At 61.4% G+C, this 22037-nt stretch carries 21 protein-coding genes; 8 read left to right on the forward strand and 13 right to left on the reverse strand.

Features of this window, described 5'->3' with window-relative positions; all coding sequences use genetic code 11:
• Nucleotides 1-10 precede the first annotated feature (10 nt).
• The 4 genes from IPJ76_12620 to IPJ76_12635 are packed head-to-tail and all read left to right on the forward strand — an operon-like array spanning nt 11 to nt 4466.
• The gene (locus IPJ76_12620; protein QQR85448.1) at nt 11-1477 is read left to right on the forward strand and encodes a transglycosylase SLT domain-containing protein; all 1467 of its coding nucleotides are present in this window, start codon (nt 11-13) and stop codon (nt 1475-1477) included.
• A gap of 29 nt (nt 1478-1506) precedes the next feature.
• The gene (locus IPJ76_12625) at nt 1507-3270 is read left to right on the forward strand and encodes an agmatine deiminase family protein (GenBank protein QQR85449.1); all 1764 of its coding nucleotides are present in this window, start codon (nt 1507-1509) and stop codon (nt 3268-3270) included.
• Between the two features lie 60 nt (nt 3271-3330).
• Nucleotides 3331-3711 carry a DUF1883 domain-containing protein gene (locus IPJ76_12630; protein ID QQR85450.1) on the forward strand — a complete coding sequence of 127 codons (381 nt, stop codon included), beginning with the start codon at nt 3331-3333 and terminating at the stop codon, nt 3709-3711.
• A gap of 38 nt (nt 3712-3749) precedes the next feature.
• On the forward strand, nt 3750-4466 hold the full coding sequence (locus IPJ76_12635; protein QQR85451.1) for a hypothetical protein: 717 nt from the start codon (nt 3750-3752) through the stop codon (nt 4464-4466).
• On the opposite strand, the gene IPJ76_12640 is transcribed toward IPJ76_12635, so the two are convergent.
• The 8 genes from IPJ76_12640 to fahA form a co-directional block, all read right to left on the reverse strand.
• The gene (locus IPJ76_12640; GenBank protein QQR85452.1) at nt 4459-4683 is read right to left on the reverse strand and encodes a hypothetical protein; all 225 of its coding nucleotides are present in this window, start codon (nt 4681-4683) and stop codon (nt 4459-4461) included. The genes IPJ76_12635 and IPJ76_12640 overlap by 8 nt on opposite strands.
• 68 nt (nt 4684-4751) lie before the next feature.
• Nucleotides 4752-5498, reverse strand: coding sequence for a hypothetical protein (locus IPJ76_12645; GenBank protein QQR85453.1), 747 nt, complete (start codon nt 5496-5498; stop codon nt 4752-4754).
• A gap of 32 nt (nt 5499-5530) precedes the next feature.
• A complete protein-coding gene (locus tag IPJ76_12650) occupies nt 5531-6853 on the reverse strand; it encodes an rRNA cytosine-C5-methyltransferase (GenBank protein QQR85454.1) in 1323 nt (440 codons plus the stop codon).
• 6 nt (nt 6854-6859) lie between these two features.
• Entirely contained in the window at nt 6860-8122 is a 1263-nt protein-coding gene (locus IPJ76_12655; protein QQR85455.1) for an adenylosuccinate synthase, read from the reverse strand.
• A gap of 2 nt (nt 8123-8124) precedes the next feature.
• Nucleotides 8125-8493, reverse strand: a complete 369-nt coding sequence (locus tag IPJ76_12660) for an STAS domain-containing protein (GenBank protein QQR85456.1) — start codon at nt 8491-8493, stop codon at nt 8125-8127.
• Nucleotides 8490-8975: a transcriptional repressor gene (locus IPJ76_12665; GenBank protein QQR85457.1), complete on the reverse strand. Its 486-nt coding sequence runs from the start codon at nt 8973-8975 to the stop codon at nt 8490-8492. Before IPJ76_12665 ends, IPJ76_12660 begins: the two co-directional genes overlap by 4 nt.
• Before the next feature lie 65 nt (nt 8976-9040).
• Nucleotides 9041-11266 (reverse strand): bifunctional (p)ppGpp synthetase/guanosine-3',5'-bis(diphosphate) 3'-pyrophosphohydrolase, encoded by a 2226-nt coding sequence (locus IPJ76_12670; protein ID QQR85458.1) that lies wholly within the window; start codon nt 11264-11266, stop codon nt 9041-9043.
• A 30-nt stretch (nt 11267-11296) separates the two neighbouring features.
• Nucleotides 11297-12577: a fumarylacetoacetase gene (gene fahA / locus IPJ76_12675; GenBank protein ID QQR85459.1), complete on the reverse strand. Its 1281-nt coding sequence runs from the start codon at nt 12575-12577 to the stop codon at nt 11297-11299.
• Between fahA and IPJ76_12680 the strand changes: the two genes are divergently transcribed.
• The 3 genes from IPJ76_12680 to IPJ76_12690 are packed head-to-tail and all read left to right on the forward strand — an operon-like array spanning nt 12576 to nt 14564.
• Nucleotides 12576-13076 (forward strand): hypothetical protein, encoded by a 501-nt coding sequence (locus IPJ76_12680; GenBank protein ID QQR85460.1) that lies wholly within the window; start codon nt 12576-12578, stop codon nt 13074-13076. The genes fahA and IPJ76_12680 overlap by 2 nt on opposite strands.
• Complete coding sequence (locus IPJ76_12685) at nt 13073-13867, forward strand: HTTM domain-containing protein (GenBank protein ID QQR85461.1); 795 nt, start codon at nt 13073-13075, stop codon at nt 13865-13867. The genes IPJ76_12680 and IPJ76_12685 overlap by 4 nt, the downstream gene beginning before the upstream one ends.
• A 25-nt stretch (nt 13868-13892) precedes the next feature.
• The gene (locus tag IPJ76_12690; GenBank protein QQR85462.1) at nt 13893-14564 is read left to right on the forward strand and encodes a YdcF family protein; all 672 of its coding nucleotides are present in this window, start codon (nt 13893-13895) and stop codon (nt 14562-14564) included.
• Between the two features lie 12 nt (nt 14565-14576).
• Here IPJ76_12690 and IPJ76_12695 read toward each other — a convergent pair whose 3' ends face one another.
• From IPJ76_12695 to IPJ76_12715, 5 genes are read right to left on the reverse strand one after another with little or no spacing between them, the layout of a single operon-like run.
• On the reverse strand, nt 14577-15932 hold the full coding sequence (locus IPJ76_12695) for a hypothetical protein (protein ID QQR85463.1): 1356 nt from the start codon (nt 15930-15932) through the stop codon (nt 14577-14579).
• Nucleotides 15933-15963: 31 nt separating this feature from the next.
• Complete coding sequence (locus IPJ76_12700; protein ID QQR85464.1) at nt 15964-16797, reverse strand: hypothetical protein; 834 nt, start codon at nt 16795-16797, stop codon at nt 15964-15966.
• Nucleotides 16791-18095: a serine hydroxymethyltransferase gene (locus IPJ76_12705; protein QQR85465.1), complete on the reverse strand. Its 1305-nt coding sequence runs from the start codon at nt 18093-18095 to the stop codon at nt 16791-16793. The genes IPJ76_12700 and IPJ76_12705 overlap by 7 nt, the downstream gene beginning before the upstream one ends.
• A 54-nt stretch (nt 18096-18149) precedes the next feature.
• Nucleotides 18150-18608 carry a hypothetical protein gene (locus IPJ76_12710; GenBank protein QQR85466.1) on the reverse strand — a complete coding sequence of 153 codons (459 nt, stop codon included), beginning with the start codon at nt 18606-18608 and terminating at the stop codon, nt 18150-18152.
• Nucleotides 18605-19144, reverse strand: coding sequence for an archaeosortase/exosortase family protein (locus IPJ76_12715; GenBank protein ID QQR85467.1), 540 nt, complete (start codon nt 19142-19144; stop codon nt 18605-18607). Before IPJ76_12715 ends, IPJ76_12710 begins: the two co-directional genes overlap by 4 nt.
• 446 nt (nt 19145-19590) lie before the next feature.
• On the opposite strand from IPJ76_12715, the gene IPJ76_12720 reads away from it, so the two are divergent.
• On the forward strand, nt 19591-22035 hold the full coding sequence (locus IPJ76_12720) for a polysaccharide biosynthesis tyrosine autokinase (protein ID QQR85468.1): 2445 nt from the start codon (nt 19591-19593) through the stop codon (nt 22033-22035).
• Nucleotides 22036-22037 lie beyond the last annotated feature (2 nt).

Genomic DNA, 22037 nt, shown 5'->3' on the forward strand with positions numbered 1-22037 from the left:
ATGTTGGCTGATGGCCTGCCTGATCGGTTGCGGCACGTATGAACATCGGGCGGTCCAAGACCGAGCGGCCGTGCAGCGCGATCTGGATGCCATTGGAAAAGACACCCTGCGCGTGGGGGTCATTGAGGATGCGCTCACATGGGAGCATCGCACCAGCGGCCAGGCTGGCCTGGAATGGGACCTGCTCAGCGACCTGGCGGCCACCTGCCACGTGCCCATTGCAGCAGTGCCGTTCAACACCTTGGACAGTTTACACTTGGCCTTGCGGAACGGATCGGTGGATGTCCTGGCCGCTCAGCTTTCCGCGCAGACGCTCCAACAAGAAGGGATATCGGTGACATCACCTTATGCTGAAGTGCGCCCTGTCGTGCTGCTGCGACGGCCGATGGACGGTGGTCGCAGTGTTTCCGTTCGCAGCGTGCAGGTGCCGTGGCCGAGCCCGTTCATGGACCCGCTACCGCTGCCCGCCAAACGGTTCGCCAAGCTGGATTGCCAGCGTGTTCAGGAACCCGCGAACCGCGCGCTCGATCTGCTCATCACCGGTGGGTTGGACGGTATCCTGGTCACCGATCTTGCCGCGGCACAAGCCATGAAGCAATTCCCCTTGCTCGGCGCGGCGTACTGGTCGCAGGAGCGCTATCCGTTGGTGTTCGCCGTGAGGTCCAATTCACCGGCGCTGCTGGCTTCCATCGATCATCACCTGGCCGATAAACGGGTCCGCCTCCGCCTACGCGAAGAGCTGGCCCAGCTGCGTTTCGCGGAACGGACCGGAGCGCACGGGTCCCGTTCACCGGACGTGAAAGAAGGAAAGGCATCTGAATTCGATGCGCTCTTCAAGCGTGTTGCGGCAAAGCATGGATTGGACTGGGAACTGTTGGCTGCGATCGCCTTCCGTGAATCGGGCTTCGATACCACGGCCAACAGCGGTGCCGGCGCGCAAGGCCTTATGCAACTGATGCCGCAAACGGCCGTCCGTTTCGCAACCGGGGATGAGGAGGGTGTGGCGGGCCATGTGGAGGCGGCGGCGGTATACCTGAAGAAGCTCGATACCCTGTGGCAGCGCACCGTACCGGATGCCCTTCACCGCCTGCGGTTCGTGCTGGCCAGCTACAACGCGGGTGAGGGCCACATTTACGATGCCCAGCGACTGGCCGGTAAATGGGGGTTGCGCACCGATCGGTGGGAGAACCATGTGGAGCGTGCACTGCTCCTGCTCTCATGCCCGCGGCATTGGCGCAGCGAGGATGTCCGCAACGGATACTGCCGGTCCAAGGAGACGTTCAACTTCGTGCGGAACGTGGTGGCCACGAGCGCGCACTTCGGGACGATCCCGGATGAAGGCCCGCCCATTGATACGGCTGCCGTGGTGCTGCCGATGGATACGCTCGGTTTCTCCGGCGATCCGGCGGATGGCTTGGTCGTGCCTCCCCAAGAACCGGTTGATTCCGTGCATGCACCGGCCGGGGAGGGCGGCTAACTTGCCGCCGTTGCACACCCACGGACCCCATGCGCTTATCACTCCTCGGCCTATTGCTTTTGCCGCTTTCCCTGATCGCCCAGCGAACAGGTCTGCCCCACGAAATGGCCCCGCATGAGCGGGCGCTCATCAGCGATTACCGTTCATCGCGCGACGCCGGGCGCGGCATCACCACCCCGCCGTCGTTCCCCGTGCGCACCATGGCCGAATGGGAGGAGGTGCAATCGCTGTGCATCACTTGGGTCAGCTATCCCACCATCCTCAAACAGATAGTACGTTATGCGCTTGACGAGGTGGAGGTGATCCTCCTCTGCGACGACAGCAACGCCGTGGCCACCTACCTCAGCGGCAACACCGCTGGCGGGCCCATCGCTGACCTCACCAACGTCACCTACTTGCAAGTGCCGTTCAACAGTGTTTGGATGCGCGACTATGGCATGGAGACCTTGTACGCCAACGAAGTGGACAGTTTGTTGCTCATGGATTGGATCTACAACCGGCCACGCCCCGAGGACGATGTTTCGCCGGACGCCATCGGCGGCTTGAAGGGCATCCCGGTTTTCAGCAGCAGCCAGGCACCGTACGATCTGGTGCACACGGGCGGCAATTTCATGGCCGATGGTTTCGGCACGGCCTTCAGCAGCGAACTGGTGGATGACGAGAACGGTGCGCAAGGCGACTTCAACATCACGGTGCGTACGCCGCAAGGTGTTGATGACATGATGGAGCAGTGGATGGGCATACAGCAAGGACGTTACATCAAGATGAACACCTTGCCCTACGACGGCATCCACCACATCGATATGCACATGAAGCTGCTCGATGAGGAGACCCTGCTCATCGGGGAGTTCCCCAACGGAGTGAGCGACGGGCCACAGCTCGAGAACAACATTGCGGACATCCAGGCGAACTTCAACAGCGTGTTCGGTACGCCCTATCGCATTGTGCGGATCCCAATGCCCCCGAGCACGGGAGGCAACTATCCGCCCAACGCGAGCTACCGCACTTATGCGAACAACATCATCATCAACGGCACCATTCTGGTCCCCACCTACCGCGAGCAGTACGACACCACCGGCCTGCGGATCATCCGCGAGGCCATGCCCGGATACCGCGTAATCGGCATTGACTGCGACAATTCACCGGACAACATCATCAGCGCGAGCGGAGCCTTGCACTGCATCACCAAGTGCATCGGTGCGGAAAGCCCGCTGTTGATACGGCACCAGCGGCTCGCGGACACGTACGAGACGGTGGTGCCTTACACCGCCACGGCGTACATACGCCACAAGAGCGGCATCGCCTCGGCCGAGCTGTTCTGGACCACGGATACCGTGCAGGGTTACGCACCCATCAGCATGACGGGCATCGGCAACAACGAATGGACGGCCGATATTCCTGCGCAACCGGTGGGCACCGAGATCTTCTACTACATCCACGCTTCGGCGAACAGCGGCAAGCAACAGGTGCGGCCCTTGGTGGCGCCGGACGGTTACTGGAAGTTCAAGGTGCTTGATATCGGTTCGGGGGTCGAAACCGCTGAAGTTCCTGCCCTGGGCAAGCCCTTTCCGGTGCCAGCTCAGCAGTGGCTCTGCATTCCCGTGCTGACCGGTCGCGGGTTGACCGTCTGGATCGAAGATGCATTGGGCCGGCGCGTGCTGGACGTGCATACCGGCAATGCACCTTCCGCCGGACGCATCTACGCGCACGTTCCTTCGTTGGAAGCCGGATGCTATTCCGTGGTGGCCGTGGCCAATGGACAGCGTTCCGTGCAGCAGTTCGTCAAAGAGTGATGGAGGGTGTGGCGCGGAGGCACGCGCCTGCATCTATCTTCGCCACAACCAGAGCAACGCATGAGATTCCTGCACCAGCAATACCAGGCCAAGAAGAAAGAGATCCTTGAAGTGGAGATCGATCAGCCGACCAAGGTGAAGTTCATGAGCGGCATGGACTTCAAGAACTACAAGCTGGGCCGCACGTACAAGTTCTTCGGCGGGTACTTCGAGGAAAGCCCCGTCCGCTTCGTGTTGCCTTACGATGGCGTGTGGAACGTGATCGTGGAAAAGGGCACATGGCACCAGCCCATCGACGTGAAGGCCAACTGCCGTGTTCTCCAGCCCAACCGCAGCGCATTGTCGAGCATTGCGGCCGATGCGCCCGACAGCGTAAGGCTGGCCTTCCAGCTCGACCAAGGCGAACCCGAAACCGTTCCGGATGAAGAGAATGCCGGCTGAGCACTAAGCTGCTCGGTCAGGCGTTGAAAACACGGTCCATGGCCATGCAACGCCGATCGCACCTGGAGGAAGAACTGCGCAGCCTGCGCGGTTCAACGGCTTTTCTCGAAGCCGTGAAGGGTATCCTGGAAGAGGAGCAGAAAACGGACGATGTGCTGCGGGCCATGGTGCTCAGCGGTCATGGCGACCGGCCCAACAGCATCAAAGGCCTCGACCTCGATCGCGTGCACCATGAGGACGCCATCCGCAACGTATGCATCAAGTACCGGTTACGGTTCCTGGAGAGCGGCCTGTTCAAGGGCAGCATCCCACTGCAGGCCGTTCATGAACTTAGGCAGTTGGAGGCCCGTGCAAGTGCACCACTGGCGGGTTTCCGCATCATGGCCCCTTCAACGCACTTCCGGTTGTGCGATGCGGAGGGGGATCCGTTGTTGTTCGTGCCTCTTGGCAACGGGCTTTACTACCTGGTGCACCAGTGGGGCGGTGATCTGTCTTGGCACCGTTCCTTGATCAACTGGCCAGTGCGCACGGCATACCATTTGGCGGCCACCGTGCTGTTCGTCGCTATGATCATCGCAGCCGTGGTCCCTGTCGGTTTCGTCAACACGCCCGGGACCTCCGGTTATTGGACGGGAGGGCGCATGTTGTTCTGTTTCTGGACGGCCATGGTGCTCATGGGCTTCACCGCGTTCAGTTGGATGGCCTTCTTCGGGAAGTTCAGCGCCGACGCGTGGAGGAGCAAGCACTTCAACTGATCGGACGTTCGGCACGCACGGCCACTGGGAGCATGGTTTCGCCCGCCAGGTCCACTTTGCACACGCAGGTGGTCCTGAACCATTGCTTCAGTTGCTCGCGTTCTTCGGGCAGCAGATTCCGGAAGGCCTTCCGGAGCTCCTTGCGGAAGATGGATCGGTCAACCAGGCTGATCTTGTCCAGTACGCTGGTGTAATAGGTGAGCAGGTCGATCTTCATGCGGCGGTGGTAACGAGCGCGGAACGGCCTTCGGAACGCCCGGGTTCCGGTGCTTCGACGAAAATGCGCTACTGGGCGACGAACGTGAACCTGATCCAGCCTTTCTGCCCGCTTGGCGCATTCGCGGCCGGAGAGAACGCAGCGTCGCGAGCGGCGGACTCGGCCAGTTCGAGCATGCATGGTTCGGTGGTCGTACTTCCGCTGGCATTGATCTCCGCACGGCGCACCTGTCCATCGCGGTCAACCTCAATGTCCACGAGCACCGCTCCGCCTGTTTTGCATTGGTAGGCGGGTACTTTGATGTTTGCTCCGCGCTTCGGTTCGCCGATCAGGTCGAACGCGACGGTCACGTTACCCGCGACCTTCACGGGTTTGGCTGGTTCCATGTACAGTTTCTTGTCCCACTTCTCCGGCGTAAGCTCCGGCACCACGATCTCTTCCCCGCGTTCCTGGCGCTCTTTCGCCAAACGATCGAACTCTTCCTGCTCAATGGCCTTCAGTTCCTCCATGCTTTTGGAGGCATACCGCTCCAGCATGGCCTCACTGGGTTTCGCGATCTCCGCGCTCACATTGCTCAAGGCGTTGACAACAGGTTGATCCGCTTGAGGGTTCGCGTTCCTTTCCAGCAGCTGCTCCAACTCTTGTTCGGTCATCGGTGGTAGCACTTCCACATCGCGCAAGTTCAGTTCCACCTGTGCAGTTCGCCCTTTCATTTGGGCCAAGGACATGCCCAATAGAGCCACTGAATGCAGCAAGAGGGTGCCAATGACACCGTATTTGTGCCGGTCGAACCAAAGGTCGAACTTGTCCCACATGGCTTAGCCACAAAGTAAGGCGCGCATCCCTTCTAACGCATTCTGATGCGCCAAGGTGCAGGCCACCGATTGTTCCAGCGGTTGCCGGCACCTTTCAGCCAGCCCAGAACGTTGCCTTCGTGGACGGCGAGCACATGGCCGGAAGCGTTGGCCGCCGGTAGGGTTTCGCCGCGCAGGTAGCGCAGGGCATCAGCGTTGTTGAGGTCCATTCGCGGGGTGCGTTCGTGCAACAGCGAAGGGCACAAGGCCAATGCAGCGTGTGGTGCCCATTCGTTGCCCTTGCGTACTGCCATGGGGGTTCCCTGGGCGATCGTCCGGACGGTGGATACGATGCGTTGTGCGGCATGACCCAACGCTGCACCGAGCGCATGCGCCACACCTTCCTGCTCGGTGATGCGGATCTCCACGGACGGATCGATGAAGTCGTGCATGTCTTTTGCAGGCGGCGCCGGGCTCGGCGCATTGTGCACAGGTCCTGTCCGATCACCCGGTTTAAAGAGCACCGCCATGAACAATCCTTCACCGCGCACGCTCGGCGGAATGCAGCGGATGCCAGTTCCATCGCGGCCGCGCACCATGCCCCAGGCAACATCCAGTTGCACGTCGATGTGCAGCGCGCCCGACATGTCCATCATGCGCGCCACCTGATCTTCGTTCTCCGCGGGCTCGAAGGTGCAGGTGCTGTAGATGAGTACGCCGCCTGGTTTCAACGCTGGCCAGATGGCATCCATGATGGAATTCTGGCGCATCGCGCGATCCCGCACCAGGCGTGGGCTCCATTGCTCCACGGCGAAGTCGTCCTTGCGCATGAGACCCTCGCCACTGCACGGTGCGTCGACCAGAACAACATCGAAAGTTGGTCCTAGCGCGCCGAAACGCCCGGGAACATCGTTGGTGATCACCGTATCCGTGGCTCCCCACTTCCACAGGTTCTCGCAAAGAATTGAGGCGCGCCGCCGGTCAACTTCGTTGCTCACCAACAGCGAACCGGCAGGCAACAGGCTCCTCAAGTGCGTTGACTTGCCACCGGGTGCAGCGCACAGATCCAGCGCCACCATCGGAGTGTTCGGGAAGCCCGCTGCCCTGAAGCACTGCTCCAACACCATACTGCTCGCCTCCTGTACATAGTAGGCACCGGAATGCAGTCGTGGGTCGAGGGTGAATTTGGGACGTTCATCCAGGTAGATGCCATGTGAACACCATGGCACGGGCTGGCCGGAGATGTTCCCCGGCTTGGAAGGGTTGATCCGGATGCTGACCGGTACCGGACCACCGATCGAACGTTCGAAAGCACTGGAACCGTCACCCAGATTGTTGCGCAAGGCTTCAACCAGGTCGGGTTTCAGCGTGCGCATGGGCGCTCAGTGCACGGCTGCTCGATCGCGTAGCACCATTTGCTCGCGGCCGGGCCCAAGGCTCACCATGGTGATGGGTACGCCAACGGCATGTTCGATCCTCTCAACGAAACCGGAGAGCTGAGCATCGACATGATCGCTGGCTTTCCAGCCGTTCATGTCCTCGTAAACCGGTTCAATGGCGGTGGTGATGTCGTAGGGCATGCGGTCGGTCAACTTGCCGTTCACCTTGTAGTGCGTGCAGATCTTCACTTCACCCATGCCGCTCAGCACGTCCGCCTTCGTCATGGCGAGTTCGGTGATGCCATTGATGAGCACCGCGAAACGCAATGCTGGCAGGTCGAGCCAGCCGCAGCGCCGCGGACGGCCCGTGGTGGCGCCGAACTCTCCTCCGGCCTGGCGGATGCTCTCGCCAAGCTCATTGTCCAGCTCGGTGGGGAAGGGGCCGGAGCCCACGCGCGTGCAGTACGCCTTGAAGATGCCGATGACCTTGCCGATGCGCTGCGGGGCCACACCAAGACCCGTGCAGGCGCCAGCCGAGATGGTGTTGCTGCTGGTGACGAAGGGATAAGTGCCGAAATCGATGTCGAGCAAGGTGCCTTGCGCGCCTTCGGCCAATAAGTGCTGACCACTGCGCAGGGCCTCGTCCACGAAGTGCTCGCTGTCCACCAGAGGCAGTTCGCGCAGGCGCATCACGGCATCGAGCCATTCCTGCTCGTTGAAGGTGGCCGACGGTTGCTCAGGGTACATGGCCAACAACCGCTCGTGCTTCTTCTTCAGCGTCGTGTAGCGGTCCTTCATGTCGGCCATCTCAAGATCGCCCACGCGCATCCCATTGCGCCCGGTCTTGTCCATGTACGTCGGGCCGATGCCCTTCAGTGTGCTACCGATCTTGCTCTTGCCCTTGTCCGCTTCGCTGGCCGCATCGAGCGCGCGGTGGCTCGGCAGGATCAAGTGCGCGCGCCGACCGATGCGCAGGTTCTCACGCACATCGATGCCGATGGCCTTCAGGCTGTCCACCTCCCGCATGAAGATGATCGGGTCGATGACCACGCCGTTCCCTACGAGGTTGATGATGCCCGGACGGAACACCCCGCTGGGGATCGTGTGCAGCACATGCTTCCGCCCGTTGATGATCAGCGTATGCCCGGCGTTCGGGCCGCCTTGGAAGCGAGCCACCACACCGTAGTCGGGGGTGATGGTATCAACGACTTTCCCTTTGCCCTCGTCGCCCCATTGTGCGCCCAGCAGCACGTCAACGCGTGCCATGGTCAGGCGAGCGTCCGCATTTTCTCCACGGCGTCCGTCTCGCTGGGGAAGATCTGGAACACTTGGTCGAGCTTGGTGACGAGGAACAGCGTGCGCACGCTCTGGCTCAGGCGGCAGAGGTACGTGTCACCTCCGGCGTTGCGCGTTTTGGTCAACACGCTGATGAGGATATTGAGGCCGGTGCTGTTCATGTACTGCAGGTCGTGCAGATTGAGGATCACTTTGTTGTGCCCCTTGGCCACCACATCGTCCAGGGTGGCCAGCAATTGATCGGCGTGCACCTGGTCCATCAGGCGGCCGAAGAGTAGGAAGACCTGGCAGCCTTCACGTTCTTTCACGGTGATCTCGAAGGGTTGCACGCTGGTGCTCATGCTTTGCGTGCCGACATGGTCGGCGGGTTGGTGTTGTTCTCCGCGCAGGTGCGGCACTGGCCGTAAAGATGCAACGCATGGTGATGCACCCGGAACCCGGTGACTTCCGCCACGGTATCGCGGATGTTCTGGATGCGCGGGTCGCAGAATTCCTGCACTGCGTTGCAGGTGGAGCAGATCAGGTGATCGTGCTGGCGGTAGCTGTGGGCCTTCTCGAACTGGGCCTGGGCCTGCCCGAAGCGGTGTTTGCGGACGAGCTCGCATTCCACCAGCAGGTCCATGGTGTTGTACAGCGTGGCGCGGCTCACACGGTAGTTCTTGCCCTTCATGCGGGTGTAGAGCCGGTCGATGTCGAAGTGCCCGTCGTGGTCGTACACCTCGCTCAGGATGGCGAAACGCTCGGGCGTCTTCCGGTGCCCGTTGCGTTCCAGGTACTCGGTGAAAATGCGCTTGACGTTCTCCTTGTGCACGGCGGGTGCCATGGGGCGAAAGTACCCCTCGCCACCGCACGGGCTGATACCCGGTCGGCTCCGGGAAGGACTTTCGATCAATTGTCGATGCGCTCCACGCTGCGCACCCCTTCCACATCGCGCAATTTGGCAATGAGCTGTTGCAGGTGGTCGGTGTCCTGCACGTAGGCCATCACCTTGCCCTCGAATATGCCGTCCTTGCTCTCGAAGCTGATGGAACGCATGTTCACGTTGTGCTGGCCGCTGATGATGGTGGTGATGTTGAGCACGATGCCGGCGCTGTCGATCCCGCTGAACTTCAGGCCGGCGAGGAATTCCATCTGGTCTTTGCCCCTCCATCGCGCCTTCACGATGCGATAGGCGAAGTTGCTCATGAGCTGCACGGCGTTCGGGCAGTTCACGCGGTGCACCTTGATGCCGTCGTGCTGGGTGATGAAGCCGAACACGTCATCGCCCGGGATCGGGTTGCAGCACTTGCTCAGTTGGTAGTTGATCCGTTGCAGATCATCGCCCAGCAGCAATGCGCCGCCCTGTGTGCCCCGGATCTCCGCCACCACTTCCTCCAAAGGGCGTTCCTCCGGTTGTGCCGAGGGCACGGGCAGTTCCAGCCGCCCCTTGGGCCCCACCGCGGGCGAAAGTTTGTCCAGGTCGTAGCGGCCGCGTGCCACGTGCCAGAAAAGGTCGTTCTCGGTGGTGGCGCGGTAGTGCCCGGCCAGCGTGGCGATGTTCTGCTTGTTCGGCTTCACGCCCCAACGGCGGAAGTGGTCCTCCACGCTTTCGCGCCCCACCACGGCCAGTTTCTTTTTCTGTTCGCGCAGGTTCTGCTTGATGCGGTGCTTCGCCTTGGCCGTCACCACGTAGTTCAGCCAGTCCTCCTTGGGCTGCTGTTTCTTGCTGGTGATGATCTCGATCTGGTCGCCGTTGCGCAGCGCGTGGCTCAAGGGCACCAGCTTGTGGTTCACCTTGGCGCCGATGCATTGGCGGCCCAGGTCGGTATGGATGTCGAACGCGAAATCCAGTGCGGTGCTTCCCGCGGGCAACGTGCGCATGTCGCCGCTCGGGGTGAAGGCCACGATCTCCTCGCTGAAAAGGTTCAGCTTGAAATCGTTCACGAAGTCGATGGCGTTCGCACTGGGCTCTTCCAGCATCTCGCGGATGCGGTCCACCCATGCGTCCATGGCGCTCTGCTTATCGTCGTTGTCCTTGTAGCGCCAATGGGCCGCGTAGCCCATCTCGGCCACCTCGTCCATACGGCGGCTGCGGATCTGCACTTCCACCCAACGGCCGCCCGGGCTCATCACCGTGGTGTGCAGGCTTTCGTAGCCGTTGGCCTTGGGCAGGCTGATCCAATCGCGCAGGCGATCGGGGTTGGGCTGGTAGTAGTCCGTGACGATGGAGTACACCTTCCAGCAATCGGCCTTCTCCAGTTCAGGCCGGCTGTCCACGATGATGCGGATGGCGAACACGTCGTACACCTCCTCGAACGTGACGTTCTTCTTCTGCATCTTGTTGTAGATGCTGTGCACGCTCTTGGGCCTTCCCTTGATCTCGTACGTGAAGCCTTCTTTTTCCAGTGCCGCGGCGATGGGCAGCGAGAAGCGGCTGATGAAGCGCTTGCGCACCGGTTCGCTCTTCTTCAGCTTCGTGCTGATCTCCTCGAAGATCTCCGGCTCCTTGTACTTGAGCGACAGGTCCTCCAGTTCGTTCTTGATCTTGTAGAGCCCCAGCCGGTGGGCGAGCGGCGCGTACATGAAGAGCGTTTCGCTGGCGATCTTCAGTTGTTTGTCGCGGGCCATGCTCTCCAGCGTGCGCATGTTGTGCAACCGGTCGGCGAGCTTGATCAGGATCACGCGCACGTCCTGCGCCATGCTCAACAGCACCTTGCGGAAGTTCTCCGCTTGCGCGCTGTCGGCCATGCTGAGGCCGCTGATCTTGGTGAGCCCGTCGATGATGATGGCTTCCGTGGGCCCGAAGATCTCGCGCACGTCGTCCAGCGTCAGGTCGGTGTCCTCCACGGTGTCGTGGAGCAATGCGCACAGCACGCTGGTGGGCCCCAGGCCGATCTCTTCGGCGCAGATGCGCGCCACGGCGATGGGGTGGTAGATGTAGGGTTCCCCCGTCTTGCGCCGCTGTTCCTTGTGCGCCTCCAGGGCGATGTTGAACGCTTTGCGGACACGCAGCACATCCTCGCGTTTGCGTTCGCCTTTCAACGAACGCAGCAGACCGCGGTAGCGTGAGAGGATCTCGCGCTTCTCCTTCTCCAGATCGATGACGGGGGCGGTGGCGCCTGCTGTGTTGTCCATCGTCCACAAAGTAAGCCTGTGCGGTGGCCCTTACAACGCGGGCAGCACACGGGCGCGCACTTCGCCGAAACCGATGCGTACCCCGTTGCGTTCGGCATGCCCGCGCATCACCACCGTGTCGCCGTCCTCGATGAACTTACGCTCGCTGCCGTCGTTCAGTTGCAGTGGTTTGGTGCCTTTCCAGGCGAGCTCCAGCATGCTGCCATAGCTGTCCGGCGTGTCGCCACTGATGGTGCCGCTGGCCATCAGGTCGCCGGCGTTGATGTTGCAGCCGTTCACCGTGTGGTGCGCCAACTGCTGCGCCATGTTCCAGTACTGGTGCTTGAAGTTGCTCCGGCAGATCACCGTCTCCTCGGTGCTCCCCGCCGGTTGGATGGCCACTTCCAACGGAATGTCGAAGTGCTTGTTGCCAGCGTATTGCAAGTAGGGGAGCACTGCTGGATCTTGTGTGGGGCCGGGAACGCGGAAGGGTTCCAGTGCATCGAGCGTCACCACCCACGGTGAAATGGACGTGGCGAAATTCTTCCCGAGGAAGGGGCCTAGCGGGACGTATTCCCATGCCTGGATGTCGCGCGCGCTCCAATCGTTCACCAGCACCAGACCGAAGATGTGCTCTTCCGCGTCGGCTGTGCCGATGGAATGCCCAAGACCTGTGCCGTGGCACGTGAAGAAACCGACCTCCAGTTCGAAGTCCAACTGGCGTGTGGGGCCGTAGATGGGCGCCTCGTCCGGGCTGGGTTTGTATTGCCCTTTCGGGCGGTGGAAGTCCCTCCCGCTCGGGATGATGCTGCTGGCCCGACCGTGGTAGCCGACGGGCAAGTGCAACCAGTTCGGAAGCAGTGCGTTGCTGGGGTCGCGGAACATGCAACCCACGTTGTAGGCGTGTTGGCGGCTGCTGTAGAAGTCGGTGTAGTCGCCGATGAGAACGGGCAACTCCATGGTCAATTCTTGCACGGGTACGAGTGCCTTGCGCACGGTTGCGCGTGCCGCTTCGTTCCCCGGATCATCGCGCAGGAGCCACGACAGGTCTTGGCGCAATTCGCGAGCGAACGAACGATCGGAGAACAAGCTGTTCAGCTGTTCGGTCATGATCTCGTGAGCGCGCCCTTCCGTGCAAGGAAGCAAGCCGCGCTCCGAAAGCCCGAAAAGATCGATGGCCATGTTCCCGATGCGGCTCCAGGCCGAGCTCGGCTTCTGGCCATGGCGGCCACTTCCGAAGGGCAGGTTCTGGATGGGGAAGTCGCTGTCGGCGGGAACATCGACCCAACTGCGGAGCGATGGGTCGTTGGGGGATATTTTCGGCGATGACATGGGCCAAAGGTCATTCTTCCACGCCAACCCCGGTAGGACCGATCGACGTGCGGTTGCGCGGATCATCGCGTTCGGGTTCGTGGCGGTCCATGCAGTATTGCTTGTGGCCTACACCTTCCCGGCGGAGCAGGTGCCCGTGCGTCTGCGCTTCTGGTCGCAAGCATACGCTCGTGTGCTCTTCCACCAGGACTGGCGGCTTTTCGCGCCCGATCCGCCGGCGTGCGGTTGCACGTTGCAGGTGAAGGGGACGGACGACGGGGCATGGACGGACCTCAGTGACCAAAGCCGCCATTTCATCTGGCAGCGCATGTGCGCGAATGCCTGCCGCTATGCCGAGGCGGGCCTTGCGCCAGGTGCTTCCACGGTGAATGCGCCATTGCCGCTCACCCGGACCTTGGAGACCATGGCCGAACAGGTGCCGCGCAAGGGACCCTTGTTGGTGCGCATGATGCGGTGCGAAGAAGCTCTGGTGACCATCGAACTCGTTGCGCACCGATGAGCAACACCATTGCGCTGTTCCGCTGGTCGGCGATGGCATGGCTTGCGGCCTATGCGTTCAGCATCCTGTTGCTCGGCGATGGTGCGTGGATCAGCGCGCCAGTGCAGTTATCGCCACGCGGTGGTGTCCTGCAAGCGATCGGCGAGCTGGTGTTCGCGCTGCCGGTGCCGGTGTGCACGGGCCTTGTCGTTTGCATGCTGTTGTTGGTAGCGTGCTTGGCGTGGAAACCGCGCTGGCACCTGGGCCTCGTTGTCTGGCTGTTGTTCCGCGTGGTATCGCACCGCATGTGGCTGGCCAGCAACGGTGGTGTTCAGCTCATGGAGAACATGCTTTTGTGGCTCCCGCTCATGCACGTTCGCCCTGGTGGCGCGATCAGCACCACGGCATTCCGGTTGGCCCGCTTCCAATTGCTGCTGGCTTACGCGGCCGCGGCGGCGCACAAGTTCACCGGCTCGGCGTGGCTCGATGGCACAGCGGTCGTGCTCGTCGCAACCGATGCGCAGTTCCACTTGGGTTGGTTGCTGCGCATGCCTTGGCTTTGCACGGTGCTCACGTACGCGGCCCTGGCGTGGATGACCACCTTCCCGTTCGCGCTATGGTGGCGGGGCACAAGGCGCCCGTGGTTGCTGATCGGGGTGCTGTTCCACATCGGAACGGCCGTATTCATGGGTATCCCGCAGATGGGACTGGCGTTCATTGCGTGCTACGCGCTCTGGATGCAGGACGACGAGGCCGAGCGGATCATTTCTTGGTTGCGTCAACGTGTGCGCCGCTCCCCAATGGCCGCGTGACTATCCTTGTTCCATGCAGAGGCCGATGAGCTGGACCGCGGTACCGTGGGCGTTGCTGCTTGCGCTGTTGTTCAACGGCTGCGTGATCACCAACCCGGCCAAGTACTACGCCGCGGCGGAAGCGAAGAAGCCGTACGATGCCGTGATCGTGCCGGGCGTGCCGTTCAACGGCGTTGCTTGGGACAGCACCATGAAGCTGCGTGTGCACTGGGCCGTGCACCTGTACGAGCAGGGCATTGCACGCAATCTCATCTTCAGTGGTGGTGCCGTTTACACGCCTTACTTGGAGGCCAACATCATGAGCCTCTACGCGCAACAGCTCGGTGTGCCGCCCGAGCATTGCCACTTGGACCCGATCGCGGAGCACAGCACCGAGAACCTGTTCTACGGCTGGCGCAAAGGACGCGCACTGGGTTTCACGCGCATGGCCGTGGCCACCGACATCTTCCAGAGCAAGATGACCAAGGCGTTCGGCAAGAAGATGGAACGGCGCCTGGGTGCGGTCATCGACATCATCCCGGTGGTCTGGGACACGCGCAAGGGCCCGCTCAACTTGTCCGATCCCGTCATCGACCCGTCGTCGGCGCGGATGATGGGCGCGTTCGTGTCCATCCTTGATCGCGAGAAATTCTGGAAGCGCTTCCGCGGCACGTTGGGCAAGAACGTGGATTGGGAGGCGCCGGTCGTCACACCGTGATCACCGGCGGGGTCAGGGTGTGGGGCCTACGGCGTTACCGGGCTCCAGTTCGCCGATGAGCCCTTCAGCCATTACAGTGCTCAGTTCATCAACGATCAGGGACCCATCGCGTTTGGACTTGATCAGGATCACTTGGTCGTGAAGGACCTTGGTGTCCAAGTACACCGTCCGTGGCGCACTTGTCCCGCAGCGCACTTCCACCGGCAAGGCATCGGCACGGCGCAACGGTTCGTATTCGTAGTGCTGCCCCGGGCGCAGGCACGTTTCGCGGCCACCGAAAATGAACAGGCACGCGGTGGTGTCCGATGCACTATGCTTCGAGTGGATGAAATAGCAACGTGCCCGGGAAGGAGCGCCATTGATCGTCCTGTCGAGCAGGGGTTCGATCCGGCCGGAAAGCAGGTCCACCCGTACGGTCGTTTCCGTGACGACCGTGGTGCGGCTGAGCAGTACGGCGGAGGCGCCAACGAGACCGAACATGCCCATGGCCGGGCTGATACCGGTGGCAACATCGCCCAAGGGAACACGGGCGGTGAAGTCCTGGCCATCCCATTTCAATGGCACGTAGAACGGCCCTAGGTTCATGTACAAACGTTCCCCATCGCTGCAGCCCCATGCTTCGCGCTGGTGCAGGTCGGCCGACTTGCCGAAGCTTCCTTTGATCGGCGCGCCGTCGACGGTGGTGATATCGAAACCCGACATGCTCGCCAAGGTGTCGATCTTGTCCGATCGGAAATCCTGGAAGGTCGTGTAAATGCCCGGCCGGAGCGCCTGAGCACGAGCAATGGGCAGATCGAGCGCGACCGCGGGTGTGCGTGCATTGTTGAGCGGCGCAGGTGTCCTGTTGAGCAAGCCATTGCGGTGCGCGGTCCAAGCGCCATGGAACACTTCTTCGATGCACCGGGCCAGCAACGTGGTGTGATGCCAGCGGTCCACACCGGCCCGATCGCTGCTCAGGCTCGTGCCGTGATCATAACAACGCACCCAAGAAGAGCCCGATCGTTCAAAGAACTCGATGTGCAACGAGCAGAAAGCGATCTCCTGCTTGCCGATCATGTTGTCCTCCAGTTGCAGTACGTTCACTTTCAGCGCCACGTGCCATGCTGCACTATCGCTGGCCAAGCTCCGCCGCAGCAGCGTGCTGAGGGCTTCATCGATCGGTTCTTTCGAGGAGAGGCGTTTGTCGTTGCCCGAGATCGAAGCGTGCAAGGTGCCCAGTGGTGCGTCGGCGCCGAACCCCAATACAACGGTGTCCACGGCGATGCGTATGCCGCGGAGATCCGGCTCCGCGGCGCTCAGATCGATGACGCGTTGAGCCGGAACCACGAGGCAATGCGCAAGAACCAGAACGAAGAGCGGGGTCCGCATGCAAGGCGAAGCTATCGGATGTTCATCCCGGTCACTTGAACCTGAACTGCGCACCCAGCACCACGTTCCACTGTGCGAACCAGAAGTGCTGGGCGGCCCGATCGGCGTCATCACCGGTGGTGAGCACATCGAGCAGGTCGATGTAGCCACCGCGGACGGTGGTGCGCAGGAAAACATGTTGGAAGAACGTAGCGTGCACCCCGGCTTGTGCACCCGCTCCCCAGCCACCGAGGTTGAACTTGTTGTTGCGGCCCTCGCCGAACAAGCGCACATCCGTTCGGAGCACGACACCACCGGCGTGCAGGCCACCGAACGCTTGCACATGGTGCTTGGCGTTGGCGGATCTCCACAACAGGTCGTAGTGGTCCGCATCGAACGAGATGAGGTTCAGGCCGTCGGTGTGCTCGAAGCGGAGCACATCCTCCGTGAGCCTCAATTCCTGGCTCCCGTTGAAACCGCCCGTTTCACCGGTGCCCGTGGGCCTCGCATAGCCGTCGCTGCGTACCACTTGATCGTGGTCCACCACGTACTTCATATGGTCCATGCCGAGCGAGAAGCTCCACCGCTCGCGCCAGAACCAGCCGAGCCGGTAGTTGTATTGCGGTATCCAGATGGTGTTGGGCGAGAAGTAGGTGCCCGCATCGAAGTTGGTCGCCCGGTCGTGCGCCACCACATCACGCAACGTGAAGTCATGGTCGTCGCCCTCGAAGCGGATGTCGCTCTTGGTGTACCACGCCCGGTTGTAGCCCCAGTAAACGAACCAACGGCCCTTGTTGCCTGCGGCGTCCTTCGGGTGCTGCGCGGTAGTTCGCGTGCCCAGGAGCACGACCACCGCGATCATCAGAACGCGGGCTGAGCTCACCATGCGTTCAACGGCCGCAGGCGCATCATGCCGCCCACTTGGAACCGGACGCGGTCCAGTTCGGCTTTGTCGCTCGCGTGCGTCAACGCGGTGTCGATCATCTGGGCCACCTGCGCGCATTCCGTTTCTTTCAGACCGCGCGTGGTAACGGCCGGTGTGCCGATGCGGATACCACTGGTGACGAAAGGGCTTTGCGTATCGAAGGGCACCATGTTCTTGTTCACGGTGATGCCTGCCATGCCGAGCGCGGCCTCGGCGTCCTTGCCGGTGATGTCCTTGTTGCGCAGGTCGATGAGCATGCAGTGGTTGTCGGTACCTCCGCTCACGATGTTGTAGCCTTTGGCCACCAACGCTTCGGCGATGGCTTTCGCATTGGCGATCACTTGTTTGCCGTAGGTGACGAACCCCGGTTGCAGTGCCTCGGCGAACGCCACGGCCTTGGCACCGATCACATGCTCCAGCGGGCCGCCCTGCGTTCCGGGGAACACGCCGCTGTCCAGCAACGCGCTCATCTTCCGCACTTCACCCTTCGGGGTTTTCAGTCCCCATGGATTGTCGAAGTCGCGGCCCATCATGATGAGGCCACCGCGCGGACCGCGCAACGTTTTGTGGGTGGTGGTGGTAACGATGTGGCAGTGCGGCAGCGGATCGTTGAGCAGCTTGGCGGCGATGAGCCCGGCGGGATGGCTCACATCGGCCAGGAGCAGTGCGCCCACTTCATCGGCGATGGCCCTGAAGCGGGCGTAGTCCCAATCGCGGCTGTACGCACTGGCGCCGCAGATGATCAGTTTCGGTTTCTCCTTCCGTGCCGTCTCGGCCACCAGGTCCATGTCCACACGGCCGGTCTCCTTGCTCACCCCGTAGAACGTGGCGTGGTAGAGCTTGCCGCTGAAGTTCACCGGGCTGCCGTGCGTGAGGTGGCCGCCATGGCTGAGGTCGAACCCGAGGATCGTATCACCCGGCTTCAGGCACGCGAGCATCACGCTGGCGTTGGCTTGCGCGCCGCTGTGCGGTTGCACATTGGCCCAAGCAGCCCCGAAGAGCTTCTTCACCCGGTTGATGGCCAGGTTCTCCACTTCGTCCACCACTTCACAACCGCCGTAGTAGCGTTTGCCGGGCAAGCCCTCAGCGTATTTGTTGGTGAGCACGCTGCCCATGGCCGCCATCACCTGCGGGCTCACGAAATTCTCGCTGGCGATCAGCTCCAATCCGTTGGTTTGGCGGATGCGTTCGCGTTCGATCAGATCGAAGATGGCGGCATCGGCATGCTGCACCGGGGCTGCGGTGGTGGTTCCTTCCATGGGTGGCTTCCGGCAAGTGCGGAGATGGGCCGAAAGTAGGAGCGGAACGGTGGATCAGCCGGTCCTTGGCCTGCTGAGGCTGCTGCTGACGAGGAGGACCAGCAGGACCACGGGATATTGCACCATGTGAAGGAGCATCACCGCGATGCCCATGCCACCAGTGAAGAGGTAACCCAAGGCATGGAACAGCAAGGCCGCAAGCGCCACGGCGCCGATGATGAGCAAAATGGGCTTTGCGTAGCGGTGGTCTCCGTGGAGCAACCGGGCCAGGGCCAACGCCAAAAGCGCGTTCACCGCGATGTAGACCAATGACATGCACCACTTGAGCGCGGTGAGCGCCTGCAGGGACCAACCGGCCACGAACGATCGGAACGCCGAATGCGCATACGAGAACGGGGTGCCGCGCGATAGATGATCGATCTGGTAGTTGAGGTTGATGAAGAGGAACTCGCGGCGCTCGGCGAGCAGGACGGCAACAAGCAGCACCGCACCGATGAGCAGCCTCCGCTTCATGCTGCAGCGTTCAGAGCTGGCCCCCCGGCGCGGCGCACCCACCACCACCAGAGCAGCAACACCCACCCGTAGACCACGATGTAGAAGACATAGTCGTGATTGAACTCAAGCCATCCGTAGTCGTGTTTCACCACGAGAGCGAGCACCACCACGCGAAGCGTGTTGATCAGATGGATGCTCAGGATGCCGACCGGCAGGAACCATGCACGTTGCGACCAACGGCCCGGGTACGCGATGATGAAGATGCTGAACACGGCCATCACGGTAACACCGTTGCAGGGGTCACCGATCCACAGGTTGTGCCCCCCCTGCACGCCGATGGTGCGATAGTTCGGGTCGGGCTCCGGAAGCAATTGCTCCCCCAGCGCTTCGAGGGTGCCCCCGGCCAGCCACATGATGCCATCGATGACCGTGCGGTCCAGGGACGTGCGCGGATGCAACACCCAGTGATAGACCATCAACCAACCTGCGAAGAGCAGGACCCCGGTGACCAGGAACCGGAGCAGAGGGTCTTCCTTGAACGGAAGACGGGCCATCAGGCCGTGACCTTACGGGCGCGACGGGCTTTCAGCGCCATGCGGCCACCCAACAGCGCACCGGCCGCGGCCAGCAACGAAACACCACCGTCGATAGGGATGCAAGGTGGAGGCCAACAGGGCGGCGGACCACCCACAGGCGGCCCGCCTTGGGCCAACAAACCACCCAATACAGGCACAACGGCGAGGAGGAGGAGGAGTACGGTGCGTGCGTAGGGTCGCATTACGGGGGCCAGCAGGGTCAGGTTCCGAGGCGCCAAATGTAGAAGAATTGACATGGTGCGTCCTATCGTTCACCAAGAGGTTATCACCACGTTTCGACAATGCAGTGCTGGGAACCGGCGAAGTGGGGATGCCGGACCTCACCAAGGCGGGGTGCCCGGCTATATTCGCCGCCTCTTTTCCAGAAACGGTCCTGATCTCACGGACCAGTACCTGCACTCTGAATGGCCACAGCGAAGGCTCCCGGCAAGGGAGGCGTGATCGATGTCAACGATCTGCGCTTTTTCGCCCGTATCGTCTCGAAGAACTGGTACCTGGTGGTGCTGGCCGTGGGCCTCTCGGCCGCGCTGAGCTACCTCTACGCGTACAAGCTTCCGGAAGTGCACGGGGCCAGCACCCAGATCCTGCTCAAGGACCGGGACGTGTTCAACTACCAGAGCCAGATCTACCAGAACATCGGTTACTACGCCGCCTACGGCGACATCGTGAACCAGAAGCGCGTGCTCACCAGCTACGACATGATCAATGAGACGCTGGACAAGCTCGATTTCGATGTGAGCTATTACATCCTGGGCCGTCTCAAAGCCACCGAGGCCTATCACGACCTGCCCTTCGAGGTGAAAGCCAGGGTGCAGAACAAGGCACTGTTCGAAAAGCCCATCGACCTGAAGGTGGTGGATGCGGACACGTACACCATCACCTACGATGTCGGGAAGGAAGGCGCCGTGAGCCATACCCTGCCGTTCGACAAGGAGGTGGCCGCTGGCAACGACATGCTCATCAATGTGCGCCGGGTGAAACAGATCACCCGCGGCGACATTGCATCGCTTGCCGATGGCGACTACCAGTTCGTGCTGCACAGCCGGCCTTGGCTGGTGAACAAGTACAAGAACAACATGGCCATCGAGAACCTCGAGTACACCAGCATCCTGGAGATCAGGGTGGAAGATGAGGTGGCAGAGCGCGCGAAGTTGTTCCTGGACAGCCTGAGCAAGGTCTATATCGATTACACGCTCCAGAGCGAGTTCGAGATCAACGGGAACACCATGGGCTACATCGACAAGCAGCTCGATGAGGTGACCGTGATCCTGAACAAGTTCGAGGACGACCTCCAGGCGTACAAGGAAAACAAGAACATCCTGGACCTGGGCCGGGAGCAGGAACGCTACTTCGATCAGCTCGTCAACTTCGACAATTCCCGCCGACAGTACGAATTGATGATCGAGAGCCTGGACAACCTGGAAGACTACGTGCTCAACATAGGCGACGAGGAACTCCTGCCGCCCAATTTCTACCTTCTCCAAGGTGACGAGTTCCTCAACGTGGCGGTGAGCGAGCTCTATTCCATGCAGATGAGCCGCAACCGTATGCTGCAGGATGCAACAGATGAGAACCAGGCCATCAAGAAGCTCGATGAAACGATCGGGCTGCACCGGCAGAACCTGCTCACCTACATCACCAATTCCAGGATCGCGATCAAGCAGAAGATCGGCGATGTGACCATCCAGATCTCCGACTACGAGGGCATGATCCGCCAGGTGCCGCAGCGGCAGCGCGATATGCTCAACATCGACCGCAAGGTGCAGGTGAACGAGAAGCTCTACCTCTTCCTGTTGGAGAAGCGCGCGAACACGGTGATCGCCCGTGCCGGTATCATTCCGCAGACCAAGGTGATCGAGAAGGCCCGTGGCCTCGGGATCGTGCGGCCGGACAAGCTCAGCATCCTTTATTCGTTCATCGTTGGCGGCCTGATCCTATCGCTCATCGTGGTCTTCATCCGTGTGATGTTCTACGACCGCATCGAGAACGCCGACCAGCTCCGGTCCATGACCCCGGTACCGGTCTTCGGCGAGATCATCGCCAGCGAAAAGGCCGAGGAGAACTACGTGGTGGTGGACAGCGATCCGAAGGCGGCCATCACGGAGAGCTTCCGCACGGTGCGCACCAACTTGGAGTACCTGCCGCAAACCCCTGCGGGCAAGGTGGTGATGGTGACAAGCTACCGGCCCAACGAGGGGAAAACCTTTTGCAGTGTGAACCTGAGCGCCATCCTGGCCAAGGCCGGCAAGAAGGTGCTGCTCCTCGAGCTCGATCTGCACAAACCGAAGGTAGCGTCGGGTCTGGGCATGAGCAGCCCCATCGGCATCAGTAACCTGATGGTGGGAAAGGCGGCCATCCCGGACGTGATCATGCCCACGCACATCGAGAACTTCCACGTGATCCTGAGCGGTCCTACGCCGCCCAACGCCAGCGAACTGGTTTTGAGCAAGCACATGGCCGAGCTCTTCGAGTACGGCAGGCAGCACTACGATTACGTGATGATCGACACACCGCCCGTCGGCCTCATCAGCGATGCGCTGGTGATGATGAAACTCGCCGATGCCACGCTCTTCGTCGTGAACACGCGTTTCGCGAACAAGGACCACCTGAAGAGCGCCCTTGAAGTGCACCTGGCCAATCCGGTGCACAACTTCGGCTTCATCCTGAACGGGGTGAGAATGAAGAAGAGCAAGTACTACTACAACACGAACTACGGCTACGGCTACCGCTACGCCTACGGCTATGGTTACGGTAGTGGTTACGGTTACGGATACGGCTATGGCCGCAAGCGCCGAGGCAAGAAAGAGGGCGACGAGAAGGACAACAAGAAGCCCGATACGCGCGCCTGAGC

Source organism: Flavobacteriales bacterium (assembly GCA_016699575.1).
Classification (GTDB): domain Bacteria; phylum Bacteroidota; class Bacteroidia; order Flavobacteriales_F; family PHOS-HE28; genus PHOS-HE28.

Bases quoted from the DNA above. Each gene is read 5' to 3' on its own strand.
- IPJ76_12660 (QQR85456.1), bottom strand. From the start codon at position 8,493: ATGAGCACCAGCGTGCAACCCTTCGAGATCACCGTGAAAGAACGTGAA.
- IPJ76_12630 (QQR85450.1), top strand. From the start codon at position 3,331: ATGAGATTCCTGCACCAGCAATACCAGGCCAAGAAGAAAGAGATCCTT.
- fahA (QQR85459.1), bottom strand. From the start codon at position 12,577: ATGTCATCGCCGAAAATATCCCCCAACGACCCATCGCTCCGCAGTTGG.
- IPJ76_12700 (QQR85464.1), bottom strand. From the start codon at position 16,797: ATGGTGAGCTCAGCCCGCGTTCTGATGATCGCGGTGGTCGTGCTCCTG.
- IPJ76_12635 (QQR85451.1), top strand. From the start codon at position 3,750: ATGGCCATGCAACGCCGATCGCACCTGGAGGAAGAACTGCGCAGCCTG.
- IPJ76_12655 (QQR85455.1), bottom strand. From the start codon at position 8,122: ATGGCACGCGTTGACGTGCTGCTGGGCGCACAATGGGGCGACGAGGGC.
- IPJ76_12695 (QQR85463.1), bottom strand. From the start codon at position 15,932: ATGCGGACCCCGCTCTTCGTTCTGGTTCTTGCGCATTGCCTCGTGGTT.
- IPJ76_12690 (QQR85462.1), top strand. From the start codon at position 13,893: ATGAGCTGGACCGCGGTACCGTGGGCGTTGCTGCTTGCGCTGTTGTTC.
- IPJ76_12710 (QQR85466.1), bottom strand. From the start codon at position 18,608: ATGAAGCGGAGGCTGCTCATCGGTGCGGTGCTGCTTGTTGCCGTCCTG.
- IPJ76_12625 (QQR85449.1), top strand. From the start codon at position 1,507: ATGCGCTTATCACTCCTCGGCCTATTGCTTTTGCCGCTTTCCCTGATC.
- IPJ76_12715 (QQR85467.1), bottom strand. From the start codon at position 19,144: ATGGCCCGTCTTCCGTTCAAGGAAGACCCTCTGCTCCGGTTCCTGGTC.
- IPJ76_12650 (QQR85454.1), bottom strand. From the start codon at position 6,853: ATGCGCACGCTGAAACCCGACCTGGTTGAAGCCTTGCGCAACAATCTG.
- IPJ76_12640 (QQR85452.1), bottom strand. From the start codon at position 4,683: ATGAAGATCGACCTGCTCACCTATTACACCAGCGTACTGGACAAGATC.
- IPJ76_12645 (QQR85453.1), bottom strand. From the start codon at position 5,498: ATGTGGGACAAGTTCGACCTTTGGTTCGACCGGCACAAATACGGTGTC.
- IPJ76_12670 (QQR85458.1), bottom strand. From the start codon at position 11,266: ATGGACAACACAGCAGGCGCCACCGCCCCCGTCATCGATCTGGAGAAG.
- IPJ76_12705 (QQR85465.1), bottom strand. From the start codon at position 18,095: ATGGAAGGAACCACCACCGCAGCCCCGGTGCAGCATGCCGATGCCGCC.
- IPJ76_12680 (QQR85460.1), top strand. From the start codon at position 12,576: ATGGGCCAAAGGTCATTCTTCCACGCCAACCCCGGTAGGACCGATCGA.
- IPJ76_12665 (QQR85457.1), bottom strand. From the start codon at position 8,975: ATGGCACCCGCCGTGCACAAGGAGAACGTCAAGCGCATTTTCACCGAG.
- IPJ76_12685 (QQR85461.1), top strand. From the start codon at position 13,073: ATGAGCAACACCATTGCGCTGTTCCGCTGGTCGGCGATGGCATGGCTT.
- IPJ76_12620 (QQR85448.1), top strand. From the start codon at position 11: ATGGCCTGCCTGATCGGTTGCGGCACGTATGAACATCGGGCGGTCCAA.
- IPJ76_12720 (QQR85468.1), top strand. From the start codon at position 19,591: ATGGCCACAGCGAAGGCTCCCGGCAAGGGAGGCGTGATCGATGTCAAC.